The sequence below is a fragment of the Brevundimonas sp. SH203 genome (assembly GCF_002157625.1).
In the GTDB taxonomy this organism is placed as follows: Bacteria; Pseudomonadota; Alphaproteobacteria; order Caulobacterales; family Caulobacteraceae; genus Brevundimonas.
Genome location: NZ_BDMM01000007.1, coordinates 118,806 through 140,996 on the forward strand (window position 1 = coordinate 118,806; position 22,191 = coordinate 140,996).

Annotated in this window: 18 protein-coding genes; 4 read left to right on the forward strand and 14 right to left on the reverse strand. The window is 68.2% G+C overall.

Annotated features, from left to right (window positions below; all coding sequences use genetic code 11):
- Positions 1-8: 8 nt before the first annotated feature.
- From SH203_RS14265 to SH203_RS14310, 9 genes are all read right to left on the reverse strand, one after another.
- Entirely contained in the window at positions 9-2,693 is a 2,685-nt protein-coding gene (locus tag SH203_RS14265) for a hypothetical protein (protein ID WP_087121623.1), read from the reverse strand.
- Between the two features lie 256 nt (positions 2,694-2,949).
- Complete coding sequence (locus tag SH203_RS14275) at positions 2,950-5,793, reverse strand: hypothetical protein (protein WP_087121625.1); 2,844 nt, start codon at positions 5,791-5,793, stop codon at positions 2,950-2,952.
- Positions 5,790-8,387, reverse strand: coding sequence for a hypothetical protein (locus tag SH203_RS14280; protein ID WP_087121626.1), 2,598 nt, complete (start codon positions 8,385-8,387; stop codon positions 5,790-5,792). The genes SH203_RS14275 and SH203_RS14280 overlap by 4 nt, the downstream gene beginning before the upstream one ends.
- Positions 8,387-8,917 carry a hypothetical protein gene (locus SH203_RS14285; RefSeq protein WP_087121627.1) on the reverse strand — a complete coding sequence of 177 codons (531 nt, stop codon included), beginning with the start codon at positions 8,915-8,917 and terminating at the stop codon, positions 8,387-8,389. Before SH203_RS14285 ends, SH203_RS14280 begins: the two co-directional genes overlap by 1 nt.
- Before the next feature lie 17 nt (positions 8,918-8,934).
- Positions 8,935-11,067 carry a hypothetical protein gene (locus SH203_RS14290; protein ID WP_143275745.1) on the reverse strand — a complete coding sequence of 711 codons (2,133 nt, stop codon included), beginning with the start codon at positions 11,065-11,067 and terminating at the stop codon, positions 8,935-8,937.
- Positions 11,064-11,537, reverse strand: a complete 474-nt coding sequence (locus SH203_RS14295) for a hypothetical protein (RefSeq protein ID WP_087121629.1) — start codon at positions 11,535-11,537, stop codon at positions 11,064-11,066. The genes SH203_RS14290 and SH203_RS14295 overlap by 4 nt, the downstream gene beginning before the upstream one ends.
- Positions 11,537-12,214, reverse strand: coding sequence for a hypothetical protein (locus SH203_RS14300; RefSeq protein ID WP_087121630.1), 678 nt, complete (start codon positions 12,212-12,214; stop codon positions 11,537-11,539). The genes SH203_RS14295 and SH203_RS14300 overlap by 1 nt, the downstream gene beginning before the upstream one ends.
- Positions 12,215-12,279: 65 nt before the next feature.
- The gene (locus SH203_RS14305; RefSeq protein ID WP_087121631.1) at positions 12,280-13,185 is read right to left on the reverse strand and encodes a phage capsid protein; all 906 of its coding nucleotides are present in this window, start codon (positions 13,183-13,185) and stop codon (positions 12,280-12,282) included.
- An 83-nt stretch (positions 13,186-13,268) separates the two neighbouring features.
- Positions 13,269-14,018: a hypothetical protein gene (locus SH203_RS14310; protein WP_087121632.1), complete on the reverse strand. Its 750-nt coding sequence runs from the start codon at positions 14,016-14,018 to the stop codon at positions 13,269-13,271.
- Here SH203_RS14310 and SH203_RS14315 point away from each other — a divergent pair.
- Positions 14,017-14,382 (forward strand): hypothetical protein, encoded by a 366-nt coding sequence (locus SH203_RS14315; protein ID WP_087121633.1) that lies wholly within the window; start codon positions 14,017-14,019, stop codon positions 14,380-14,382. The two genes, SH203_RS14310 and SH203_RS14315, sit on opposite strands and share 2 nt — an antisense overlap.
- On the opposite strand, the gene SH203_RS14320 is transcribed toward SH203_RS14315, so the two are convergent.
- From SH203_RS14320 to SH203_RS14340, 5 genes are all read right to left on the reverse strand, one after another.
- The gene (locus tag SH203_RS14320) at positions 14,319-15,896 is read right to left on the reverse strand and encodes a portal protein (protein WP_087121634.1); all 1,578 of its coding nucleotides are present in this window, start codon (positions 15,894-15,896) and stop codon (positions 14,319-14,321) included. The genes SH203_RS14315 and SH203_RS14320 overlap by 64 nt on opposite strands.
- Before the next feature lie 4 nt (positions 15,897-15,900).
- Positions 15,901-16,125: a hypothetical protein gene (locus SH203_RS14325; RefSeq protein WP_087121635.1), complete on the reverse strand. Its 225-nt coding sequence runs from the start codon at positions 16,123-16,125 to the stop codon at positions 15,901-15,903.
- Positions 16,109-16,594 (reverse strand): hypothetical protein, encoded by a 486-nt coding sequence (locus tag SH203_RS14330; RefSeq protein ID WP_143275746.1) that lies wholly within the window; start codon positions 16,592-16,594, stop codon positions 16,109-16,111. Before SH203_RS14330 ends, SH203_RS14325 begins: the two co-directional genes overlap by 17 nt.
- A complete protein-coding gene (locus SH203_RS14335; RefSeq protein ID WP_087121637.1) occupies positions 16,585-18,228 on the reverse strand; it encodes a hypothetical protein in 1,644 nt (547 codons plus the stop codon). The genes SH203_RS14330 and SH203_RS14335 overlap by 10 nt, the downstream gene beginning before the upstream one ends.
- A 190-nt stretch (positions 18,229-18,418) precedes the next feature.
- The gene (locus tag SH203_RS14340) at positions 18,419-19,075 is read right to left on the reverse strand and encodes a hypothetical protein (RefSeq protein WP_087121638.1); all 657 of its coding nucleotides are present in this window, start codon (positions 19,073-19,075) and stop codon (positions 18,419-18,421) included.
- Between the two features lie 516 nt (positions 19,076-19,591).
- Here SH203_RS14340 and SH203_RS14345 point away from each other — a divergent pair.
- The 3 genes from SH203_RS14345 to SH203_RS14355 all read left to right on the forward strand — a co-directional run bounded on the left by SH203_RS14345 (position 19,592) and on the right by SH203_RS14355 (position 22,140).
- Complete coding sequence (locus SH203_RS14345) at positions 19,592-19,825, forward strand: hypothetical protein (protein ID WP_087121639.1); 234 nt, start codon at positions 19,592-19,594, stop codon at positions 19,823-19,825.
- Positions 19,822-20,019, forward strand: coding sequence for a hypothetical protein (locus SH203_RS14350; protein WP_087121640.1), 198 nt, complete (start codon positions 19,822-19,824; stop codon positions 20,017-20,019). Before SH203_RS14345 ends, SH203_RS14350 begins: the two co-directional genes overlap by 4 nt.
- Before the next feature lie 105 nt (positions 20,020-20,124).
- Entirely contained in the window at positions 20,125-22,140 is a 2,016-nt protein-coding gene (locus tag SH203_RS14355) for a ParB N-terminal domain-containing protein (RefSeq protein ID WP_087121641.1), read from the forward strand.
- The last annotated feature ends 51 nt before the right edge of the window (positions 22,141-22,191 follow it).

The following is a 22,191-nucleotide window of genomic DNA, read 5'->3' on the forward strand; positions in this document are numbered from 1 at the left end:
GTTCGGCGCTACTCCGGGCGCCCGCCCATGTTCGCCAGATCCGGCGCGCGTTCGGGGAAGTTCGATCCCTGCGGCCAGAATTGGCCCTGGCCGGTTTCCTTCTCCATCCGCCGCGCCCGGCGACGAAAGGCGTCCTCGGCTTCGGGGTCCACGGCGCGCTGCAGATTGTCGGCGACCAGACGGCTGAAGGCGGCGCGGCTCCACCACAGGCTGGACAGGGGATTGTAGTTCGAGACGAACCGCGCGCCCTCGCGGCCGATGTGCGCATCCGCCACGGCCTCGTCCAGCGGCTTGCCCGGCTCGCCGGGCTTGCCCGTCATCGCCCCCGCGATCTCCAGCGCATTGCCGCCGGTCAGGCCCCAGGCGTCGCTGGCCAGCTGACCGACCGGGCCGAACGCGGCCACCGGCGCCGTCTTTCCGTTTCGCGCTTGGGCGGCATAGAAGAAGTCGCCCGCCATCCCCAGGCCGCCGCCCTGCGCCAGGGCCGCGCCCCAGAATTTGGGATCGTCCATCGGCCGGGGGTCGTTCCCCTTGGCCATCTCACGCAGCTGGATGTTGATCGCCCCGCCCACGGTCATGAAGGCCACGGCCCCGGCCGCCATGCCCGCCAGGTTCATGAAGGCGTTGCCCCCCTGCGCCCGCGCCTGGAGCGCCATCTCCTGGGCGTACAGGCTGGTCAGTGTGGCGGTGAACCCCTTGAACATCGACGTGGACCGCTGCAACTCGCCCCAGAAACTGCCCGGTCGCGCGGTGATCCACATGGCCCGCGTCTCCAGCGTCGTCTCTGGCGACACCAGGCGGGTTTCCATGTCAATCGCCTCTGACAGCCGCAGCGCCAACTCGGGGTGGGCGATGTCGTCGGGCTTCAGGAAGGTCGCGCCCGTGCGCGGCTCGAACACCGGCGCCGCGCGCATGATGGTCCAGTCCGCCTCGGTGAAGCCCTGCGCGTCCATCCAGCGCGCTAGCGCCTGTTCCTTCACGTCGCCGCGCGCCAGATCCGCCAAGCTCTTGACCTTGGCGTCGTGCAGCGCGCCCATCAGCTCGAACCGGAACGACCGTTTGCGCGCCGCCACCAGGCCGGTCAGCCCCTGCAGGCGGATCACCGCCGCAGGCAACCTTCGCGAGAAGGCGTTCAGCTTGCCTTCCGCCTTGGCCCCCACGGTCATCAGACGCAGATTGTCGTGGCTCCCCCGCACGAAACCGTCCGTGGCCTGTTCGATGATGAAGCCGGTCCGCCGCGCGATGGCCCGCTCGGCCGGGTCCGCCAGCAGACGCATCAGCTCGCCCATGTCGCCGTTGCGCGAGAGGCCGGTGAACCTGCGCGCCATCCGGCCGAAAGTAACGCCCGAGCTGATCTCGCCCAAAACCGCGCTTCCCAACATGGACGCGGTCAACACGGCGCGCACGCCGCCCCCCACGTTCGACAGGGTGGTGTTAACCGGCATGCTCAGATCGCCGTTGAAATGAGCCATCATCCGCTCGGCCTCCAGGACCATGCCCTCGGCGCGGTCGCGGGCGCCCACGACGCCGTTCATCTCTTCCAGGGCGCCCTCGCGCCGCGCGAAGGCCGCCAGCCATTCGAACTGGTGACGCGGGTTCGGCCCCAAGATCTGCATCTGGGCCACGTCGCGCGCCATATCGTCCAGGTGGCCCATCATCGCCTGGAACGGATCGCCCTCGCCGAACTGGCGCTGATAGGTCATCCAGTCGTCGGCCGACCGAAAGGCCAGGAACCGCTGCTCGGCGCGCTGCGTCGCCAACGCCCCTTTGCCGATCCGCTCGCCGGGGCCGCCCTTGTTGGCCCCGCCGCTGGCGATGGTCTCCCACACCTCGCCGAGAACCGCCGCCAACCGCTTGTCGGTGAACGGTTGTTTGGTCACGCTGTCGATCATCTTGGCCCGGTCCAGCAGGGGCGTGATCGCCGCGACCCACTGATCCCTGCCCACCCGCCGCACCGCGACCGGATCGTGCATCTGCGGCAGGCCCCAGCCGTCCAGCTTGCCGATGGCCCCGCCGGCGGCGTTGAACATATGCCGCGCCGTCTCGGCCGTGCCGTCCCACGCTTGGGCCAGGGCCTTGGCCGCCTTGTCGCCGGTGTCCTCGCCGAACGCCTCGCGCACCACATTGTCCATGTGGGCGCGGCCGGGCGCATCGAAGCCCGTTTTGGTTTCGAACTTCTCGATCAGGTCCGCCATCATCGCGTCGAACTTGCCACGCACCGCCCGGTATCGTCCCTCGACGCTGGCGCCCGGCGCGCCCGACAGGCCCGGCCGGTTCTCCACCAGCCGCTTCAGCGCCATGGCCGCGACCGCCCCCTTGGAATAGGGCTTGCCCTTCTCCGGCGGCGTCCCGCCCTGGACCCAGCCGCCCTTCGGCGGCTTGCCCGATCCGTCGCCGCCGCCCAGGACGACGACGCCGCTATAGCCGCGCCGCTCCTTCAGCCCCGCAATCGTCTCCAGCGCCGCGCGCCGCGTCCGCACCGACAACTGGCGACGACGCCGCGCCTCGATGGCCTCGGCCTCCAGCTTGCGCATGGCGGCCTCGCCCGCCGCCCGGTCGGCGTCCACCGGCCCCAGCGTCTCCGACGCGACCGAATAGGCGTCCTCATAGGCCGCGCTGGCCAGGTCCGCCGTCTCCTTGTCGATCTCGCCCTTGGCCAGAGCCTCGACGATACAGCCCCGAAACTCGGCCATCAGTCAGGCTCCGACTTCAGCCAATCGATTTTCGCCCGCAGCGCGCGGGCCGTCGCCCTGTATCGAGCCGCCGATGCCCGCAGCGCGCGGGCCTTCGCCCCGTATCGAGCCGCCAGCGCTCGGGAGAAAATCTCTGCTGCGTAGTGGGGCAGAACGCAGGCCCACGCCCACGCGAACGAAACCGCGATGAAAGCCGCGCTCGACCAAACGATCACACGCCCTACGGCGCTAACGTATTCAAACATATCCATCGTCATCATCCTTGACCAGGCGCACAGCGCCGCAACACATCGGCCGCCTGCTGGGCGCGCGGCGGTTCATCCAGATCGTCGAACAGGCCGGGCGGCGGCTTATCTTCGAATGCTGGGTGGATCGCAGTTTTCGGCGGGTCGGCGCCAAGCTGCACGTCATCGGCTGACCGGAACGAGATATTGAGATAGTCCGCGTCCGGCCGTCCTGGCTGTTCTCTGACAAAGGAGCCGCGCCAACCTTGCTCGTCCCAAAGCTTCGGGTTTTCCCAAAGCCTCCACGCGCCGTGTCGGACGGCCTCTAGGTCCATATCGCTCAGCGCGCCTTCGGTTCGCTCATAGAACGCGATCACCTGATTGATGTGGTCCTCGTTGCGGAAGTCCCCGAGACCGACAGTCGAGACCCGCCCCTCGTAAACCTCGCCATCAACAGTTGCGTATTGCTCCGCCAGTTTGCGGTCGGTTGTCACGGAAACGACGGGGTCGTAATCGAACCCCGGTTGGGCGCTGGGCTCCAAGCGAGTGAGCCCCCTCGTCGGCGAGCCATGATAGACAACCAATTCCTGGGCGGTTGGAGAGCCTGCCATTTCCAAAGCGGCGTCTTCCGGCTTCGGCGCGATCTGGGATTTCTGCCCGACGCCCGCCGGTTCATCGAACAATCCGGCCGCCTCCAGCGCCTGGGCCGACGGCGGCGCGGGGTCGATCATCTCGGCCCGCACCGCGTCCAGGGCCTCGCCCGCCGCCACGGCCGCGCGGATGCGCGCCGTCAGCCCCTTTGCCGCATCTGCCGGCGTCGTCTCGCCCTTGGTCACGGCGGCGGCCGCCTCGGCGAAGGCTTCGCCCATCTCGCCGGAGCGTAGCGCCAGCCGCGACACCAGCTCGGACGCCGCCCGGTCCACCGCCAGCCGCCGCTCGTTGTCCGACCGCGCCAGGATGTTGCCGCCGGCCTCGATGGCCTCCGCATTGCGCACCAGCGCGGCGTTCAGCTTCTCGTCCCGACGCAGCGCGCCCATGACCGCCTCGCGGATGCGGCCGCGCGCGATCACCGTGCTTTCGCGCGGCAGGCCGCCGAACAGATCCATCTGCCGCCCCTCGGACTTGATGAAGTCGTCCAGCAGCCCTTCCTGCACCAGCGCCCGCGCGCCCTCGGCCGACCTCGGCTCGCCGCGCCGGATCAGCTCGACCAGATCGCCGTGCAGTTCGGGCCGGTCCGCCGCCTGTTCGCCGATCACGGCGGCGTAGCGTTCGGGGATCACCTTGTTGACGACGGCGCGAAACCCCTCGTCGGACAGGCTGGCCAGCTGGCGCGCCTGGTGGATGAACTCGCCGGTGATCGGCAGGCTGCGATCCCGCATCGCGCCGGGCGCCTCGCGGAACAGCTTGGCCGCGTCCATGATCGCGCCGGACCCTTCGCGGATGTTCTTCAGCGCCGCGACCACGCGCACCTCGCGGTCGGTCCAGCCGTCGCGCGCCCGGAACAGATAGCCGTCCAGCTGGGCGTCTTCCCACCCCTGTTCCGCCAGCCGGCGCGCCAGGCCCCGGCGCTGGTGGCCGTCCGCGACGATCATCCGCCCGTCCAGATCCTCGAACAGGATCGCCTTGCCCGACGCCGTGGCGTCCCAGCGCTCGACGCCCTTCAGCCGGTTCGTCACCCCGTCGGCGTCGCCCTCGGCCTTGTATTGGAACCGGGCGGCGTCCGCCTCGACCGTCATCGGATCGAACCGGCCCGCATAGATGGTCCGGCCCCGATAGTCGGCGGCCTGCAATTCAGGTTGCGATGGCCTGACACCGCCTGACACCCCCGGATCGCCTGATTTGGGTTGCGAATGCCTGACAGGCCCTGACACCCTGTCCGTTCCGGTCGATCCGAACAGATCGTCCAGCCCTTGCTCCGGCTGGACGCGGGGCAGGGGACCGCCCGTCGCCAGCGCCTCTCGGGCCGCGTCGAAGTCGTCGGCGGTCCCGATGGCCGCCTCGTCGTCCAGCAGCCGATCCAGCGCCTCGCCCACGCCGCGCGCCTCGGAGTTGCCCGCCCGCACCAGGCGCGCCCGCGCGGCTCTCAGCGCGGCGCCGCCGCCGGCCGCCAGGGCTTCGAAGCCTGCGCCGCCCGCCGCGCCGAAGCCGATGTCCAGCACGGCCTCGCCGGGCGTATAGGCGGGGCCGCCATACTGGGCGTCCTCGATCCTCTGCCCTACATCCAGGGCGGCGGCCCCTGCGCCGGCGCCCGCCTGCGCCGCCATCCGGATCAGCAGGGACTTGCCGGCGCCCCAGCCGCCGGTCGCGACCGCGACCCCCAGCTGGGCCGGATCGCTCAGCATCGCCCCGGCCGTCTGTCCCACGAAGGACGCCGCCCCGCCGGTCCAGCCGGTCGAGGCGTCGTCGGCGCGGCGTCGAATGCCGGTCAGCGCCTGGTCCAGCGACTGGCGCACCATCGCCTCGGTCGGCAGGGCGTCCAGAACGCCGGGGTTCTCGCGCCTCAGCCGGTCGATCTCGGCCTCATAGGCGTCGTCCCGCAAGGAACCGGGCCGCCCCAGGATGCGGGCGTTCCAGTCGTCGACGGGGATCACCCGGTCCATGAACCGCTTCAGCCCGTCGCGATCCGCCGTCGGTTCGCCGTTCAGCGTGTCCGACAACGGCAGACGCCGCCCCAGCAGGCGCTCGGCCTCGCGGTGCCGGTCCCACATCAGGGCGTTGTAGCTTTCCTCCCGCGCGCCCGCGCGCCGGGTCTGGCCCGCATCGATCATGTTGCGGTTCACCGTGTCCCAGAACGGAACCGGGGCGGCGATGGCCGGGGCGACGTCGTCGGTCTGGCGCGGCTGGTCGCGCCGCACGCTGCGAAAACGAATGCTCATCGGCGCGGCCGGATCAGGTCGGGCATGACGCGGCGCAGGGCCGCGTGACGCTCGTCGGTGTCGATGTCGAACTCCCACGGCCGCCCCTGGCGGTTCGGCACGGGCCGCCCGGTGCGCGGATTGATCAGCCGATATTGGCCGTCCGGCTGGGCCTGCAGCTGCATCCGCGCCAGGCCGCTGACCGGGATCGGCTGGCCGTTGTCGAACACCGGCCCCCAGTTGCCTGCCACGGCCGCGCGCGACACCCACGTCAGCACCTCGTCCATGGCGTCCTGGCGCACCCACGACGGCAACAGGGTCTGCGCCCCGTTCACATCGACCGCGCCGCCATAGAATTTGCCGTTGTAAGGGTTCCGCCCCAGCGCGCTCTGCACATAGTGATCCGCCGGCCGCTGCTGACCGCGCGCCGCATCCGCCGCCGCCGCCGCCCGCGCCGTCGCCAGCACCGGCCCCGCCAGATCGGGCATGGTGCGATAGGCGCCGGCCACGCCGCGCTGCGCGTCCTCCAGACCTTCGCCCGTCTCGAACCTGGGCGCAGGCGCGCCCTCGGCCATCAGCCGCCGCCCTTCGGTCGCCAGGGCCGCGAAGCTGCGCGCCCCGGCGTCCAGAGCCAGTGACGCCATGTGCAGATCGGCCGAGGCCTGCCCCGGATTGCGCCCCAGCTGCCCCAGCAGTTCGCGCGCCCCGTCCTCGCCCAGCGCCTGGGCGGCGGCCGTCGTGAAGGTCATGATCGACGCCGGATCGGACTGGAACCGCGCCTTGTAAAAAGCTTCTTCATCGTCGCTGAGGATCGCGGGCGGGATGCCTTTCCATTCGCGCGCCAACTGCTGACCCGTCGCACGGCGTGATCGCAGCCAGTCGCCCCAACCGGCTACGTCGCCGTTGAACACCGCGTTCGGATCGTATTCGGCGATGGGCGCCAGCGCGGCTCGGCGGCCGTTTCCACGCGCGAACCCGATAGGGTCGCTGGAAAAGCCTTCTAGCGCTCGAACCCGCGCGCTTTGCTGTTGCAGGTAGCCACGCACCTGACCTTGCCGCCTCAACCAGCCCGGCAGAAATCGCCCATATCTATCTGGGTTCTCGGAGGCTAAACGACGGAATCGCGCTTCTTCGAGTTGCAGGAAACGCTCGGGATCATCTCCGGCCTGCGCCAGCAGGCGCTGCGCCGTCTGCACCCCGCCAACGGTCGCGGCAGCACTCGCAACGGTTCGCATCGCTGGCGACAGATGGGCGAAGGGCTGCACGTAGTCGCGTTGGATCACGCCGCGGGCGACACCCCGATCCATCTGCGTCCGACCCGCCCACTCCGCAGGATGGCTCTTCTCGGTGATCCCGTATTGGGACCGGCCGCGGCCATTGTCGTCAGCGATAAAGCCTGACCCCTCCAGCACGTCGATAATGAAGTCGGCGGTGTCGCCTATGCTGGCGACGCCGCTGGCCGTCGCCGCCGCACGCAGACTGGCGGGCGTCGCCTCGAACCCGTTCTGCAGCGCGAAATCCACCTGCGCGATCAGGCCCGGATCGCCAGAGGCGGCGGCGGCGGCCCGCAACTCGCCCGGATCGACATCGTCGCCATATTCCCCGGCCTTCAGCAGCTGGCGGGTCCGCTCGGCCATCTGGGTCTGCGCCGCGCTCTCGCCGGTCCGCGCCCGCGACACCTCGGCGTCCAGCCGGTTCGTCAACTGGCCGAAGTCCTGGGCGTCCAGTCCGGCGAACATGGCGTCGCCGCTCTGCCAGCGTTCTTGGACCTGACCGAGGAAGGCGGCCTTGGCCGCCGCCGTCGGCGCCCGATCCATCGCCGCCGAAAGCCAGGCCATGCGCGCCTGGGCCTGCGCCGCGTTGAAATCGCTCGCCAGCTTCTCGACCGAGACGACGCCGGCGCGGGTCGGATCGGCCGGGAAGTCCACGCCGCCGACGCTGAAGGCTTCGCGCGGGCCGTATTGCGCCAACCCTTGCGCGAACTGCGTCAGCGACTGCCCGACCAGCTGCGCCCCTGCGGTGTCGAACCCGGCGGAGGCGATAGCCTGACCCAGCGCCGTGCCGGCCGTCGCCGAGGTGGACAGATAGGCGCCGCGAACCGTCTGCTGGCGCTTCTCCTCCTGCGCGCCGCGCACCCGCCCCAGGGCCTGCACGTCCTGAAGCGTGCGGAAGCGACCGAAGGCCAGATCGGTTTCGGCGTCGCCCGTCGGCGCGAAGGCCGCGACCATGCCCTCGTGCGCGCGACCGAACGCGACCTCGCTGTCGGGATTGGCGATCTCGATCTTGCCCAGTTCCTCGACATAGGCGGCCTGGCGATCCGCCAGATGCTGGCCCCGGAGCGCGGCGTTATAGGCCTGGTCATCCACCCCCTGTCCTGGACGTAGGGCGGCGGTGACGCCGAAATCCTTTTCCAGCCCGATCATCCGGGCCGCATCGGCCTCGCCTTCGCGGGTCCAGGCCGTTTCCGCCATCTTGCGCACGCGCTGGCCGAACCCCTGGGCCGCCTCGGCTATGGCCGCCGCGCCGCCAGCGCCGGGCGCGCCGACCGCGCCGCCGACCAGGCCTTGGCTGACGCCGCGACCGAAGTCGCCGGCGGGAAAGGTCGAGCGCGCCATCAGACGAACGCCGAGGCGATGTCGAGGCCCAGCTTGACCGTCGAGCCGAACCTCTGGTTCTTGGCGCCCTGACGGAAGGCCAGTTCACGCACCCGTCTCAATTTGGCGTTCGTGTCCGCTCCGTTGCGGATCAGGCGGCGTTCCCGATCCGCATCGGCGCCGGCCGCATTCCGCGCCGCCACGACCGAACCCGACGACAGGTCGATCCCCATCGCCGATGTCGCCGCCAGCTGCTCGCCGACCAGGGCGTTGTATTCCGCATCGATGGCGTTCACCCGCTGCGCCGCCTGGATGTATTCCTGACGGCCGGCCATCGCCTCGTCGCGGCCCTGCTGATCCAGCCCCGCCGCCTGCTGGCGCGCCCCGGCGTATTCGCTCAGCGACGACAGGATGGACACACCCCGGCTCATCCCGCCCAGCGTCTTGCCGCTCAGGCCGCCGCCGGGCGTCGCTTGCCCGCCCTTCGTGGTGGTGAAGCTGGCCGCCGCCTGGGCCGCCGTCTTCCTGGTGAACGCCATCACCGCCTGCATCGCCGTCTCCTGTCTCTTCAGGATTGGACGTCTCCGACCACCTCGCGGATCTCCAACGGCCCCGGACGACGCTGCTCCCAGGCGATCTGGGCGTCGTCTTGGAAGCCGGGAACCGGATAAAGCCGCGTCCAACCCTCGAACGCATCTTCGCCGGGGCCATGGTCCAGCAACGCGCCCTGTCGGCCGTGGCCGCCCCTGCGTTTCAGGGGGACGGGCCAGAGCCGCTTGCCCGCCATCCCGGCATGAAGATTGGCGGTCGGCCCCAGTCGGAAGGCGATCTCGCCGGTGCGGGCGTGCATCGACGGCGCCGCGCGCGGGTCGCGCTCAAGCACGATCGGCAAGGTGCAGCCGCGCGGCGTGAACAGCAGACCGACCTCTGCGCTACGCAGGGCAGGATAGGGGAGGACCGCCTTTGCGCCGGAAACCACGACGTCGCCGGCGTCCCCGCCATCGACATAGGCCACGACGGTTCGCCCCTCCAGATGCTGCAGTCCGGTCACGACGGCGCACGGCCCCTCGACCAGCACCGAGGCGTCCAGCATCCGCCCTTCGTCAAGGCGCTCCAGTCGATGGCTTTCGACCCCGCCCGACTGGCGGCGGGTGCAGACATACAGGTCGCCGGCCATCTCGCCGCCCGCCTCCGTGAAAGCCCCGTCCGTGGTCCAGGGCGCGAACCCCAGGACCTCCTGAGACAACAGGGCGGTCATGGCGACCCCGCCGCCATCCGCACGGATGAACAGGCCGAGGTTCGGCAGGTCGGTGCTGCGATGACGCCGCATCCCCCCGGCGACGATCTTTCCGTTATCGCCGGCCATCAGGTGCGAGGCGAAGGACGACAGTGGATCGACGATATACTTTTCCTCGTCGGCCGCGCTGTAGAGCGTGCGCGAGATCGTCTGGCCTCCGGCTTGGACGAAGACGGCGTTGCTGTCCATTTCGAGGATCGGCGTGCCGGGCTCCAGCCCCGCCTTCGACGAGGGCGGAAAGGGCGCGGGCGGCACGATGGGGATGGCCGGGCAGAAGAACTCCTGCGACTGGCTGAACACCTGAAGGTGGCGACCGGGGAACAGCGCCATGATGTCGGTGCTTTCGTCGGTGTCCAGATCGACGTCTATGCCCTTGTCGGCCGTCGCCGCACCCGTGGTCTGGAAGTCGAAGAAGAAGCCCAGCCGCGACGACAACAGGGTCTGGGTCCGCGACTTCAGCCCGCCCATCCAGAGCCGCGATCCGAAGAAGACCCCGACGGCGGGCCAGCCCCTGGCGTCGCTGATGACCGGCTCCCCGCCGGCCTTGCCCTGAACCAGGGTGGCGACCCGAACCCGCCCCTTCTCCGATTGCAGGGTGGTCGGGGCCATCTCGCCCAGATCGTCGGCCCGGTTCGCGCCGATGAAGGTCACATGCAGCGTGGCCCCCGAGGGCGCGGCGACGCTGACGCCGCCGGCGCCCACGTTCGACAGGCTCTGCAACGCCGCCGCGACCGAAGCCGCGAGCGTGGCGCCCGACGCGCTGTAGGCGATGCTGGACGTGGTTTCGCCTTCCAGCGTGATGTTGAAGGTGTCGCCGCCTTCGTAGTCGACGAAGGTCAGCGTCTGGACCTCGTTCACCCCGCCGGCGCGCTGGCCGGTATAGTCGAAGATCGGGACGTTCTTCAGAGGCTGGACACGGCTGTCCCATTCCGTGTGACCACCCTGTCGCGCGAACCGATAGGGCGCGACATCGACATGAAAACCGATCAGGGTGTCGCGGGACTGGGTGCGGCGGACCTGCGTCGTCGTCTCATGACTGTACGGCGACGGGATGGAGGCCACGCGAACGCCGCGTCGATACACTTCGACATTGCCGTCGGTAGCGATCAGGCCGTAACGCTGCTCACCGGCGTCGAAGTCGAAGGTCCAGCGCTTGTGGGCGGAGAGCGTCGCGGTTTCCCGAAACGCCCTCAGGCCACTCAATCGGAAAACCCCCGCCAGATCCTCGGCGGTCTTCTTGATCACCCGCCAGCGCCGCGCCGTGATCGCTTGCCCCGGCGGACTGGCGAGACGTCGGGTGCGCAGGATGGCGCCGACATCGCATTCGGCCACAGTGACCCAGCCGCCGTCCGCCGCCTGATATTGCAAGGCCACCGCCTTTGCAGCTGTCGCAGGCAAGGTCATGGGATTTGATACTCTGGACGGCTGGGTTTCCACGGATATTGCGGAGGCGTCGGATCGGGCAGGTCGCCGGGATCGCCCCCGCCGGTTCCGGCCTCGACGAGCGCGAAATCGACCAGGTCGATCATGCCGACCATCGCGGGCGCGCCGAAGTCGATCTCCAGCAGGACGTGCGGATCGGCCGCGCCGATGACCGAGGTCGTGACCATTCCGGTTCCCGCGACCAGGGCGGCCACGTCTCCGCCATTGGGCGCCGACAGCATGGCTGCTGTGATCGGTACGGCTTCCAGGCGATTGCGGATCATGTCCAGATGCGCCAGACCCGGCCTCCGGACGATGGGGCCCTGGGGCAGCGGCAGCATGTTCTCGCACAGGGCCAGCGACGAGGCGTAGGCCTTCAGGTCGCGCCGCCCCAGAAAGCGGGGTCCGATCTCACCGCCGGTGAAGTTGGACTGCCGGTGAACCTCGCCCATCAGCCGTACCCAATGCCGAACCGGTCGAAGGCCGAGAAGCCGCCGCCGTAGCGGACGCCCACCAAAGGCCCGGCATCGACGCCGCCGACGCTGTTCAAGGTCCGCTGCGGCGCCTGTCGGCTGTCCTCGTTTCGGGCCTGGGCGTAGAGGCCGCCCTCGCCGTTCTCGCCGGGCAGGCCCCAGGCTGTCTGTTCCAGGCGGCGGGCCAGGACGCCGTTCTGGCAATGATCAGCCAGCTTGGCCGCGAAGGCCGTCACCAGCAGTTCCTTGAACCAGGTCGGCCAGGCCGTCACCGGCTTGGCGGCCGTATATTCGGCGAACAGGGGCGCGTCGTCGGCCCAATAGAAGCCGTCCACCAGCAGCACATAGGGCGTCAGCCGGGCGGCCTGGGGATCGGCGGCGTCGCGAAAGGCGTGAACTGCGCCGATCAGATCGGCCGGGGCGGCGAACTTGCAAGCCATGACGCCGGTGTCGCCCGGCTGCAAGGCCAGGCGCGCCAGCGGCCGCACCATGTTCAGGAAGGTCCAGCGGTATTTCCCCATCAGCACGTCGCGGGTGTGCGGATAGTGGTCGGCGCAAAAGACGCCCAGCGGGCTATCTTCGCCGAAACTGTCGATGCGGTCTCCGGACACCCGGTCGATGGCCAGGTTGCAGATGTCGAGGTCGGTCTGGCTCACGGCGCGATCCTAGAATGACGGCCCGTGTCCTGCATCCAGGACACGGGCCGAGACGGGGAGAGGGCTTAGGCGACCGTCTTGGTCGGCGTCGCCACGCGGTGCAGGGCGAAGTCCAGCTTGCCCTTGATGCGGATGACGCCCTTGGGTTGGGTGACGCCCGAGGCGGTCTGGAACCAGCGGCCGATCAGGTCGCCGAGGCGCGACCCCATCCGTTCGTTGATCTCGACGTCGTCGTCGTTGGTGGCGTGCATCACCGCCGACTTGGCGTGGATGAAGACATCGACGCCGGTCGCACCGGCCGACGCCCAGCCTTGACCGGCGGGGCCGTTGCCCGGCAGGCGTTCATAGGTGCGCCAGTCGATGCGGTCCCACACGCGATTGGTCTTGACGTCCATCTTGTGCAGGATCGGATCGAGTTGCTGCTGCACGTTGATCTTGAACGGCGTGATGATCGAGACCTTCTCGCCCTCAAACATCTCGTTGGTCCCCAGTTCGACGATGGCGTTCGCGACCTGCTCCAGATCGATTTCGGTCGTGTAGGAGCCAAGGGTCGTGATCGTCTCGATATCGCCCTTGGTGTTCCTGACGCCGTTGTTCGCCACGTCGGCCAGACATTCGATGTGCTGGCGATCCTTGGCGCGGTTCACCGCCTTGACGGCGGCCTGGGCGAAAGCGCCGGCCATCGGGATCGTCATCTTGGTCTTGTCGGGATCCCAGATGCCGAAGGTGACGAACTCGGGCTCGGCGGCGATCTTCACCCAGTCGATCGGCACGCCGTTCATCGCCAGCTCTTGCAGTCGGCTCGACTTGGTGGTCTCGGCTTGACCGAAGCGCGGGAAGTGGACCTCGTTGCCGATGAAGGTGCCGCCCTCCTCGGACAGGCCGTCCAGCATCCGCTTGGTCTGCTGGGCGCGGATGATGAATTCTTCCTTGAACTTCGGAATGAATGCGGCGTCGATATTGAAGGACATGGCAGGCGCTCCATAGGGGCCGACTGAAGCGCCGGCAGGTTGACCCTGCCGACGCTACGGCCGCGTCCGATCCCGCAACGCGGTCAGCGATGCGCGTCCGCAAACAGCTTTTCGGTCGCCCTTCTGAAGTCCTTGTCGGTCTCATATCGAGGATCGACACGCTGCTCGCGCCATTTCGCCAGGGCCTCATCCTTGGCCGTCGGGCCGCCTTTGTCCGGCGCCACGATCTCCCCGGCCGGTCCCGCCAGTTTGCGGAAGAACTCGACCAACTTCACGCCGTTGGCGGTGGGCGACAGGCTCATCAGCTCCTGATGCATCCCGTCGTCGAAACCCTCGCCGCGCGCCTTCAGCGCATCGGCGAAGATTTCGACCTCGCGGCGCCGTCCGGCCGCGTTCTCGCCCAGGGCCGCCATTTCGACGGCCGGATCGAACCCCGTGTCGAACAGTCCGGCCTTGGCCATCTCGGCCGCCGTTTTCAGGAAGTCGTCGACGGCGCCCTGGGTCATGCCGCTCTTGGCGGCGATTTCCGTCAGGCCCTTGATGATCGGATCGTCAGCCTCCGACAGGCCCAGCGCCGCCTTGGCGTCGTCGTCGATGTTGACGCCATAGGCCGAAGCCTCCGCGTGAACGACGGCGCGGGCCGCCTCGGCCTCGGCCTTCGCCACCTCGGCGATCTGTTCCGGCGTCTTCTCAGCCTCGGAAGGCGATTTCGCCTGCTCGGTCGAAGCCTGTGTCGGATCCTGCTGGGCGGTCGTGGCCGCCGCCTGTTCGGGCGTCGGGTTCGCCCCATCCGAAGACAGGGACGGGTCGGTCTGTTCGATGGCGTCGGTCATGGTCGGTCCTTTCGGTGAGTTTGACGTGGGTGTCATGCAGGTGGATCAGGGCGGCGAAGACGCCGTTCTCCCCGGCACGACGTTGGGCGTAGTCATGGCTGGCGGACCCATGCAGCGCCGGGTTCAAGGCCGGGCGCAGGACCGTCGTCTTGGCCAGCAGCTCGATCAGCGCCGGGCCGTCCGGCCCCGTGAAGACGCGGTGAACCAGGGCGGCGTCCGCCCGATAGTCGTCGCCGACAGCGTCGTCGGGTTCCACGATCTGCGACCGGACCCACGCAAGGGTGGCGAGTACGAGCGGGCTCATGCGGCGAGGTTCGGCATTTCAGGGGGCGCGCCCTGGGTCTGGATCATCGGCGGCGCCTGACCTTCGGCGGCGGCGTCGCCGACCGCGTTCAACAGCTTGTCGCGATCTTCTTTGGCGCGGGGCAACCAGGCCGGCGCCCCCATTAACGGCGCGAACTTGGCGATGTCCTCGACATTGACGGTCGCGGTCAGCAGCTCGTCGCCGCCGATGGCCTTGACCAGCTCCATGAACCGGGTGCCGCGCTCGACGTCTTCCAGGTTCTGCTGCTGGGCCAGCGGCGAGGTGACGCGCACCTTCAGGATCAGGTGGTCGATCCGCAGTTCGTCGAAGTCGATGCCCGGAACCTTCTTCTTGTCCAGCACGTCCAGCACGCGGCTGATCACGGCCGGGATATATTCGTGATTCATGCGCCCGAACGCCGATCCGGTATCGAAGGCGAATTCCCGCATCCGTTCGACGATCTCGGTCGGCGAGCGCACTGAGGCGCTTTCGGGCGGCAACTGCCGCGCCATCAGGTTCTGGGCGATGTTCTGCCGCATGTCCGACAGGGACAGCTGCGCCAGGTCCACGCTGCCGTTCATCGCCAGCGGCTGGATCGACGACCCCAGCGGCCCGCCGGTCCTCGCCACGCGGATCAGGGCGTGCGGCGCGACCCGCAGCGTATCGGGGTTCACGACGCCGTCATGCGCCACCATCAACGGCGGCGCCAGGGCATAGGCCGCCGCCTTCAGCACCATCTCTACGACCTTGTTGGCGGTCATGATGTCCGGCAGGGTCAGCATCAGCGGACCCAGCCCCCACGGATTTCCGGGCGTCGTCCACCAGCGGAAGACGATCCAGGGATTGGTGCGGTTCTCCGTCTCGAGGATCTTGGCCGAGGCGTCCTTGCCGCCCTCGACGCAGATCACGTCGAACCGCCAGCGACCGATGGACAGGTCGAAATAGCTGGCCTGGACGATCTCGACCTCTTCCGTCTTGCCCTCGGCGATCAGTTTGCGCACTCGTTCGGGCCAGGCCGTCGCCTTGGGCCACAACACCGCCAGCTGATCGGCCGGATATTTGCGACGCCAATAGACGTTATCGACACGGCCCGACGCGCCCTCCTCAATGGCGAGGGCCCAGGGCGGCACGGCATTCCAGCGGATCAGCTCGTTGTCGTCGCCTTCCTGCGCCAGCAAGGCGCCCGTCCCGATGGACAGGTCGGAATAGGCTTCGTGGCTGGCCTTGGCGAAACCGGAGGCGTCCAGCGCGGCATGAACGACCGTCGTCGCCAGCTCCAGCCGGCGGTTGACCGCCTCCACCTGATCCTCCGGGATCAGCGGTCCGCCTTCCAGCTTGGTCCAGCGCGAGAAGGGCGGGGTCAGATCGCGTTGCAGCCGCGACCCGAAACGGTGGACGCCGGTCGGACCGGAGCTGTCGAACAACTGTTCGAACGCCGTGCGCCCGCGCCCATGCTCGACGCGCCAGGGCATGGCGAACTGCATGGCCCGGTCGATGTAATGCTTGACCTCGCTGCGCTTTCGCAGCGCCGCCTGCTCGCGGGCGAGGATCTTGCTGACGCTCCAGCCGGCCATGCGTTCAGCCGCCCATCGTGGCGGCGAGGGTGTTGGCGCCCTGGAAGGTCAGCATCCGACGTCCGGCCCCGCGCAGCAGCCGCCCGGAGGCCGCCTTTTCGGCCTTGATCCGCTGGCTTTCCTCCTCGGTTTCGCGCGCGGTGAGGGCCTGGGCCTTTTCGGCGTCGATCTGCGCCCACTTCTGTTCGCGGGTGCGGCCTCCGAAGAAGCTCTTAACGCGCTGGGCCATCGCTGACTGCTCCGGGATAGATGCGACTGAACACGGCGACGGGGCCTAGGCGCGTCGCCTCTTCCCCGATCCGTTCGAAGCCCAATCCTGCCGCCATGCGCGCGCCCGCAACGCGGTCGCTCCAGTCGCCCGATGTCGTCGCCGCCCGCACATAGATGCGGACCTCCAGCGGCCCGACCGCCCCCGCCACCGCCGACAGCGCGTCCGCGATGCAGGACAGCGCCCGGCGCAGATGCGGCCGAAACCCCGGCCCCGTCGCCAGCCAGGCTTCTGCATGATCCGCCTCGGGCCACAGCCCCATCACGCAGACCATCACGCCGGCGTCGTCCCGCACCGTCAGGCTCACGCCCGCCGCCACCTGGGCCGCCATCTCCCCGAACCGTTGGCGCGTGAACCGCCCCCGCTGACCCGCATCCGTCAGCGCCTCCAGCATGTCGAACGCCGACGCCTCGCTGACGATCAACCCCACGGCGACCAGTCCGAGCTGTAGCTGCCTTGCCCGCCGACCTGTGCGGGCTGGGGAGAGGTGGGCGCCCAGACACCGCCGGACGTCTGCGCCCAGCCGCCCGGCACGCCGGCCGGCGCGGTCATGGTAGATTTTGGCTTGAACTGATCGTAGGCCCTATTTCCCGAGGTCAGTGCGGCGCGGCCGATGCTCCCCAGGTCGCCATAGCCGTCCGCCTCGACCGCGTGGGAGCTGGCGGACTTCTGGGGCTTCAGCCGCTTGCCTGGCTGTTTGGGATCGTGCGCTTCCCACTTGTAGTCGCCGCCATAACCCTTGCGCAGCATCCGGCAGGACGGATTGATCAGCTTCTGCGGCAGGCCGTCGACGGGGTTCAGCGACAGCATCAGGCTCCGCGTCGCATCAAACCGCAGCTGCAACTCGTTCGACGGCGCAGGCTGGATCGGGATGTTCAGATGCTGGCTGACGGTCTCCATGAAGGAGAACTCGCCCATCTCGCGGTCGGCGCCGTAGAAGGCGGCGGGGTCGCCATAGCCGATGCTGACATGCTGGCGCGCGAACCGCGTGGACAGCAGATCGCGGATCGCCTCGGCGAACCGCTTCGGTCCGACGCCGTGCATCAGCTTGCGCCGGCGCGGGTCGCTCGGGTCGTAGATCACCACTTCGGCATAGGTGATCCGCCGGCCGCTCGGCGTCACGCCCTTGATTGTGCAGGCCGGCGTGCCGCCCCCGTCGAGGCCCAGGAACAGGTGATCGCCCGGTCGAGGCTCCAGTTCCTCCGCCAGGAACAGGATGTCGAGATTGGCCTCCGGGAAGACCGGCTCGCCCGAGATCGACGCGCCCCAGAGGTTGCGGATCATGCGCCGCACATACCAGGACGGCTGGCCTGCCGCCGCGCGGATGTAATATTGCGGATCGAGGTTCTGGAGGTTTTCCGCCGCCGGATTGGTCACGAAGGGCGGACCGCCGGGCAACAGGCCGCCGGGCTGGTCGAAGAACTCGAAGTCGTCGCGGACATGATGCTCGGCCTCCTCGACGCATTTCGTGTAGAGGGGGTGGTCCGTGTCGGGCTTGTTGAACGTGCCCCAGACCCCGCGGCTGACGCGAAACTCCGTCCGCCCGCCACGCATGACGCGACCGCCCAGGAAGCTGAACGCCTCGATCGGCACGAGGTCGGCCTCGTCCACCCCGGCCCCGTGCAGCTCCCAGCCGCGACAGACCGCCTCGACCGTGTTGGTCCCCAGCGCCCGCATCTCGACGCGCAGCTTGCACAGCCCCATGCCCGGCGTGCCGTCCGTGAACGGCGCATGGAACTCCAGATCGTGAGACGCCGGCCGGTCGTCGGATCCGGTGAACTTGCCGAAGTCGCGAGGCACCCACTGATGCCAGGTCGGGATCAGCGTGGCGTACAGATTGCGATAGGTGTCGCGAAGCACGCCGACCTTGGCTTCGCGGACGCCCTGATTGTTCAGCTTCTGCGTCATCGCCGTGAAGAAGGGTTCGGCGACAAATGCAGCTGTGGTCTTGGCGGATCCGATCGGACCTGCCATCAGTCGGGTGAAGGCGGTTGATTCGTGGAACCGACGCACCGTCGGCCCGGAGGGCACATAGACCCTGGGATCGAAAACCGTCTCCCCCACCCTGAAACCTCCCGCGCGTCACCCCGACCCTGGGGCTATCGATGGGAGGTTCGCCGCCTTCGAATTCCGGCAACGCCAATCAGTGCGGGACCGCTTGCCCATAAGGGGTTGGTGGAGGCGTTTTCCGGGGGCGTCCTAGATCGCGGACACGTCAAAGATAACTTCTAGTTATCCAAATTATCAAGCCTATTTAGGACGTTGTGTCTTCGTCCGACTGCCTCCGTCCGACTTGGCCTAGTCGAACGCTCATCCCACCGCCCAAATCCTGACCGGCATCGACCCCGCGCGCGGGAACGGAGACGCCTGTTCCGCCGAAGTTCATCGCCGCGAAGCTGACGTTGAGCGTCGGACCGCTCTCGCCTTCGCCGCCCGCCGTGATCTTCGGCGCGACGTAGGGCGTGGCGACCTCGGCCATGCGCATCTGGAGCTTGAACAGGTCGAGCAGCACGTCGTTCGAATAGTAGTCGAGCTTCACCTCGACCTCGACCTCGACGATGCCGCCCGCGACCTCGCGCTTTTCCTTCACCGTCTTGGTCGCCTTTTGCAGGCCCAGGCGCTCGGCCAGCTGGATCGTCGTCATGGAATAGGCCTCCATGATGACGGACAGCGGGTGACGGTGCTGGCCCAGCAGCCAAGACGTGACCGCCTCGGTGCGCCGGTTCTTCGATCCTTTCGGCCGTCCGCGCCGAACGACCGAGGGCAGGGCGGCCGACAACGGCGACGGCGCGTCCAGCGCGCCGGTGTCCTGCACGTCGAGATCTTCGAATAGGCCCGCCTGGACAACCTCGGCCATGTCCGCGCCCGCCGCCAAGGCCTCACCTACCGCCGCACCCACGCCGCCGCTCATATCACCCTCTTTGTTTATTCGATCCGAGGGTGACGCCGCCGCCCGATCCGCAACGCGGCGGGTCGGAGACTTGATCGAGACAGGATCGGAGACTTCTAAGTGTCTCTATTGTTTATGATAATCACTACATGTCCCCAATGTCTCCGATGTCTCGGGGTCGCGTCGTCATACGATGGATCGCCACGGCTCAACGCCGGTCGCAGTCGGTCAGGCGCGCGCGTCATGTGAAACGACCGAGACATCGGAGACATTGGGGACACGCCTGAAAACCATCGACCAAACAGACACTTAGATGTCCCGGTCATTGTCTCTACCCCCCGACCCACGGTCGGAGACAAGAGCGCCAGATGGCGGCGAACGCCCTGTTATCGCTCAGGTTCGCGTCCGCGCCAAGGGTCGGGGATGAAGAATGTTGACGCGCTGCTCGGGCTGTCCTAGATAGAGGGCGTGACAGGGCGTCGGTCCGACGCTCAACGTCTCTGGCATTGGGCCGGGGGCACATCTGGGATGGACCCGATGACCGTAGCAGCCGTGCTAGAGCGCGAGACCGCGCACCTTCCTCAACGTGATCGCGACCTGATCGCCCGACGCCTCATCGTCGCCATCGAACTGGTCAGACACACGCCCCGCGCCACCGAGCGCCCCCTGACCGACAAGTTGCAATCCTTCGGCGACTGCCCGCGCTGGATCTGCGCACTGGTCGCTCGCACCGCGTTCGAGGCTCTGCGCCCGATGGCGGTGGCGGCATGACCCGCTTTGCCCTGATGGCGGATCGCGACGACGGAGAGGTCGGCGTCGTCTGCACTGCGTTCCAGGACTTCACCCCGGACCTGGCCTTCTGGTCGCGATCCTACCCGGGCTGCTGGGTGCTGGCGGACATCGACGTCGATGCCGACACGGCGACGATCATCGCACAGGCCCGCGCTCTCCGCGTTGCTGCCTGACGCCTCCGGTTAACCCTTTTGCTCCGGCGAGAGGGTTTTCCTGAACCGTCAGGTTCTACGCTTCGGCATTGGGTCGGGGCGTCCGCTGGTCAAAAGAGGACCGCCATGACTGCCGAATTGAACACCGTCGTCAAACTTCCCCTGTCGCAGACCTACATCGCCGGCGAGAACGTCCGCGCCGAAACGGCCCATGACGCTGACAAGATCGCCCTGCTGGCCGGATCGATCCGCCACTTCGGGCGTCTGCTGGAGCCGCTGAAAGCCTACATCGATGCCGACGGCCGCGCCGCCGTCTGGGACGGCGGCCGCCGCTGGACCGCCCTGAAACTGATCGAGGCCGAAGCCGATGGGGTCGGGGCCGTCATCGTCGAGGCCGTGGACGTCTTCGTGACGTCGCAAGAGGACGCCTCGGCCGCATCGCTGGCCACCTTCGTCCGCGAGGATCAACACCCGGCAGACGAATTCCTCGCCTATAACGCCAAGTTCGACGAGGGCATGTCGGCCGAGCAGATCGCCGCCGCCTTCGCCGTCTCGCCAAAAACCGTGACCCAGCTGCTGCGTTTCCGCACCCTGTCGCCGCGCGTTCTGGAAGCTTTCCGCTCCGGCCGGTTCGACCTCGATGTCGCCTACGCCTTCACTCTGACCACGGACCACGACAAGCAACACGCCCTGCTGGACGCCCAGCCCGGCGACAAGCCGTTCTACGCCCATCACATCAAGAGCGCCCTGACCAAGGGCGCCGTCACCGCAAACCACAAGTGGGCGCGCTTTATCGGCCGGGACGCCTATGCGGCGGCGGGCGGAACCTTCGTCCAGGACCTGTTCTCGCACCATCAGGCAGACGAACAATGGTCGGACGGCGACCTCGTCCATGAACTGGCGCAAGGCAAGCTGCGCGAGATGGAGAACGGCTTTTTGGCCGAGGGATGGTCTAAGATGATCGTTGCCGAATACAGCTGGGGTTGGCAGGACGGCTATGAGGTCATGAAGCCGGAAGGCGAGGGCAAGAAGAACAAGCCCAAGCCCTTCACGGCCGAGCAGATGGCCCAGGGCATCGTCTTCCTCGTCCCGCAGCACGGCGCCGATTTCGAGGTCAAGAAGGGCTATCGCAAACTCGGAAAGAAGGTGGACGTCAATGCGCCGCTCCCGCTGGCGAAGCGTGAACCCGCCCTCTACGGCTGGGGCCACAAGGGCCACCACGTCATGACCCAGGTCGCGACCGAGGCGACCCGCGTCGCGCTCGTCTACCAACCCGACGTGGCGATGATCGCAATGGCGACCCAGCTGGCCTGGGCGACCCTGCGCAAGGATCGCTGGGGCCGTCCAGAGCGCGACGGCCTCCCCAGCCGTCTCCTGCCCGAAACCCGGCATGGCAAGACGCCAGAGGTCAAGGTGAAGGGGCAGGACTTGGTCGGCGAGGAAGTCGATGCGTGGTCGAAACGCCTACCCGAAGGTCGTGTCGCCTTCTGCGACGCCATAGCAGCCCTGACGGTCGAAGAGCGCCAGTCGCTTATGGCCCTGTGCTTCGCTCTGACGCTGGATGCGGACGAGGAGAAGATCGAAAGCCGCAATGCTGATCGCTGGACCCATTTGGGCTGGATGGCCAACAAGGCGGGCGTCGTCATCGAACAGGCGTGGACCCCTGACTGGAACTTCATCAACGGCGGGTCTAAGGACGCCCTGCTGGACGTCATCGCCACCGTCGGAAACTCGTCGCCGGGGGCTGGGGCGAAAAAGGCTGATCTGTCCGACATCGTGGCGCACAACGCCCGCGAACTCGGCTGGCGTCCGCAGCTGCTGGCGACATTCACCGAAGTCGCCGCGCCCGAACCGGTCTCGGCCGAAGCGGACGACGATGCCGTCGACCAGGACGAAGACCGCGATGCGGCTGACGAGGCCGAATACCTCGGCTGGATCGAGGCGGCGTTGATCGAGACGCATGGCCTCGCAGACGTGGACGCCAAGGCCGTGGCTTTACGGGCTCTGATCGACGAACGCGCTCAAGCGAACGGCGCGGAGGTTGGAGACGAACACTACAACTGGACCCGAGCTGACGCCGCGATGTCCGCTACCGACTACCTGACGGCCAATCCCACGGCCTCGGCCGACGACGAAGACTGACCCCAGGGGCGGGGACGGCTTGGCCGCCCCCGCCTTCCTGCCCTATGGATA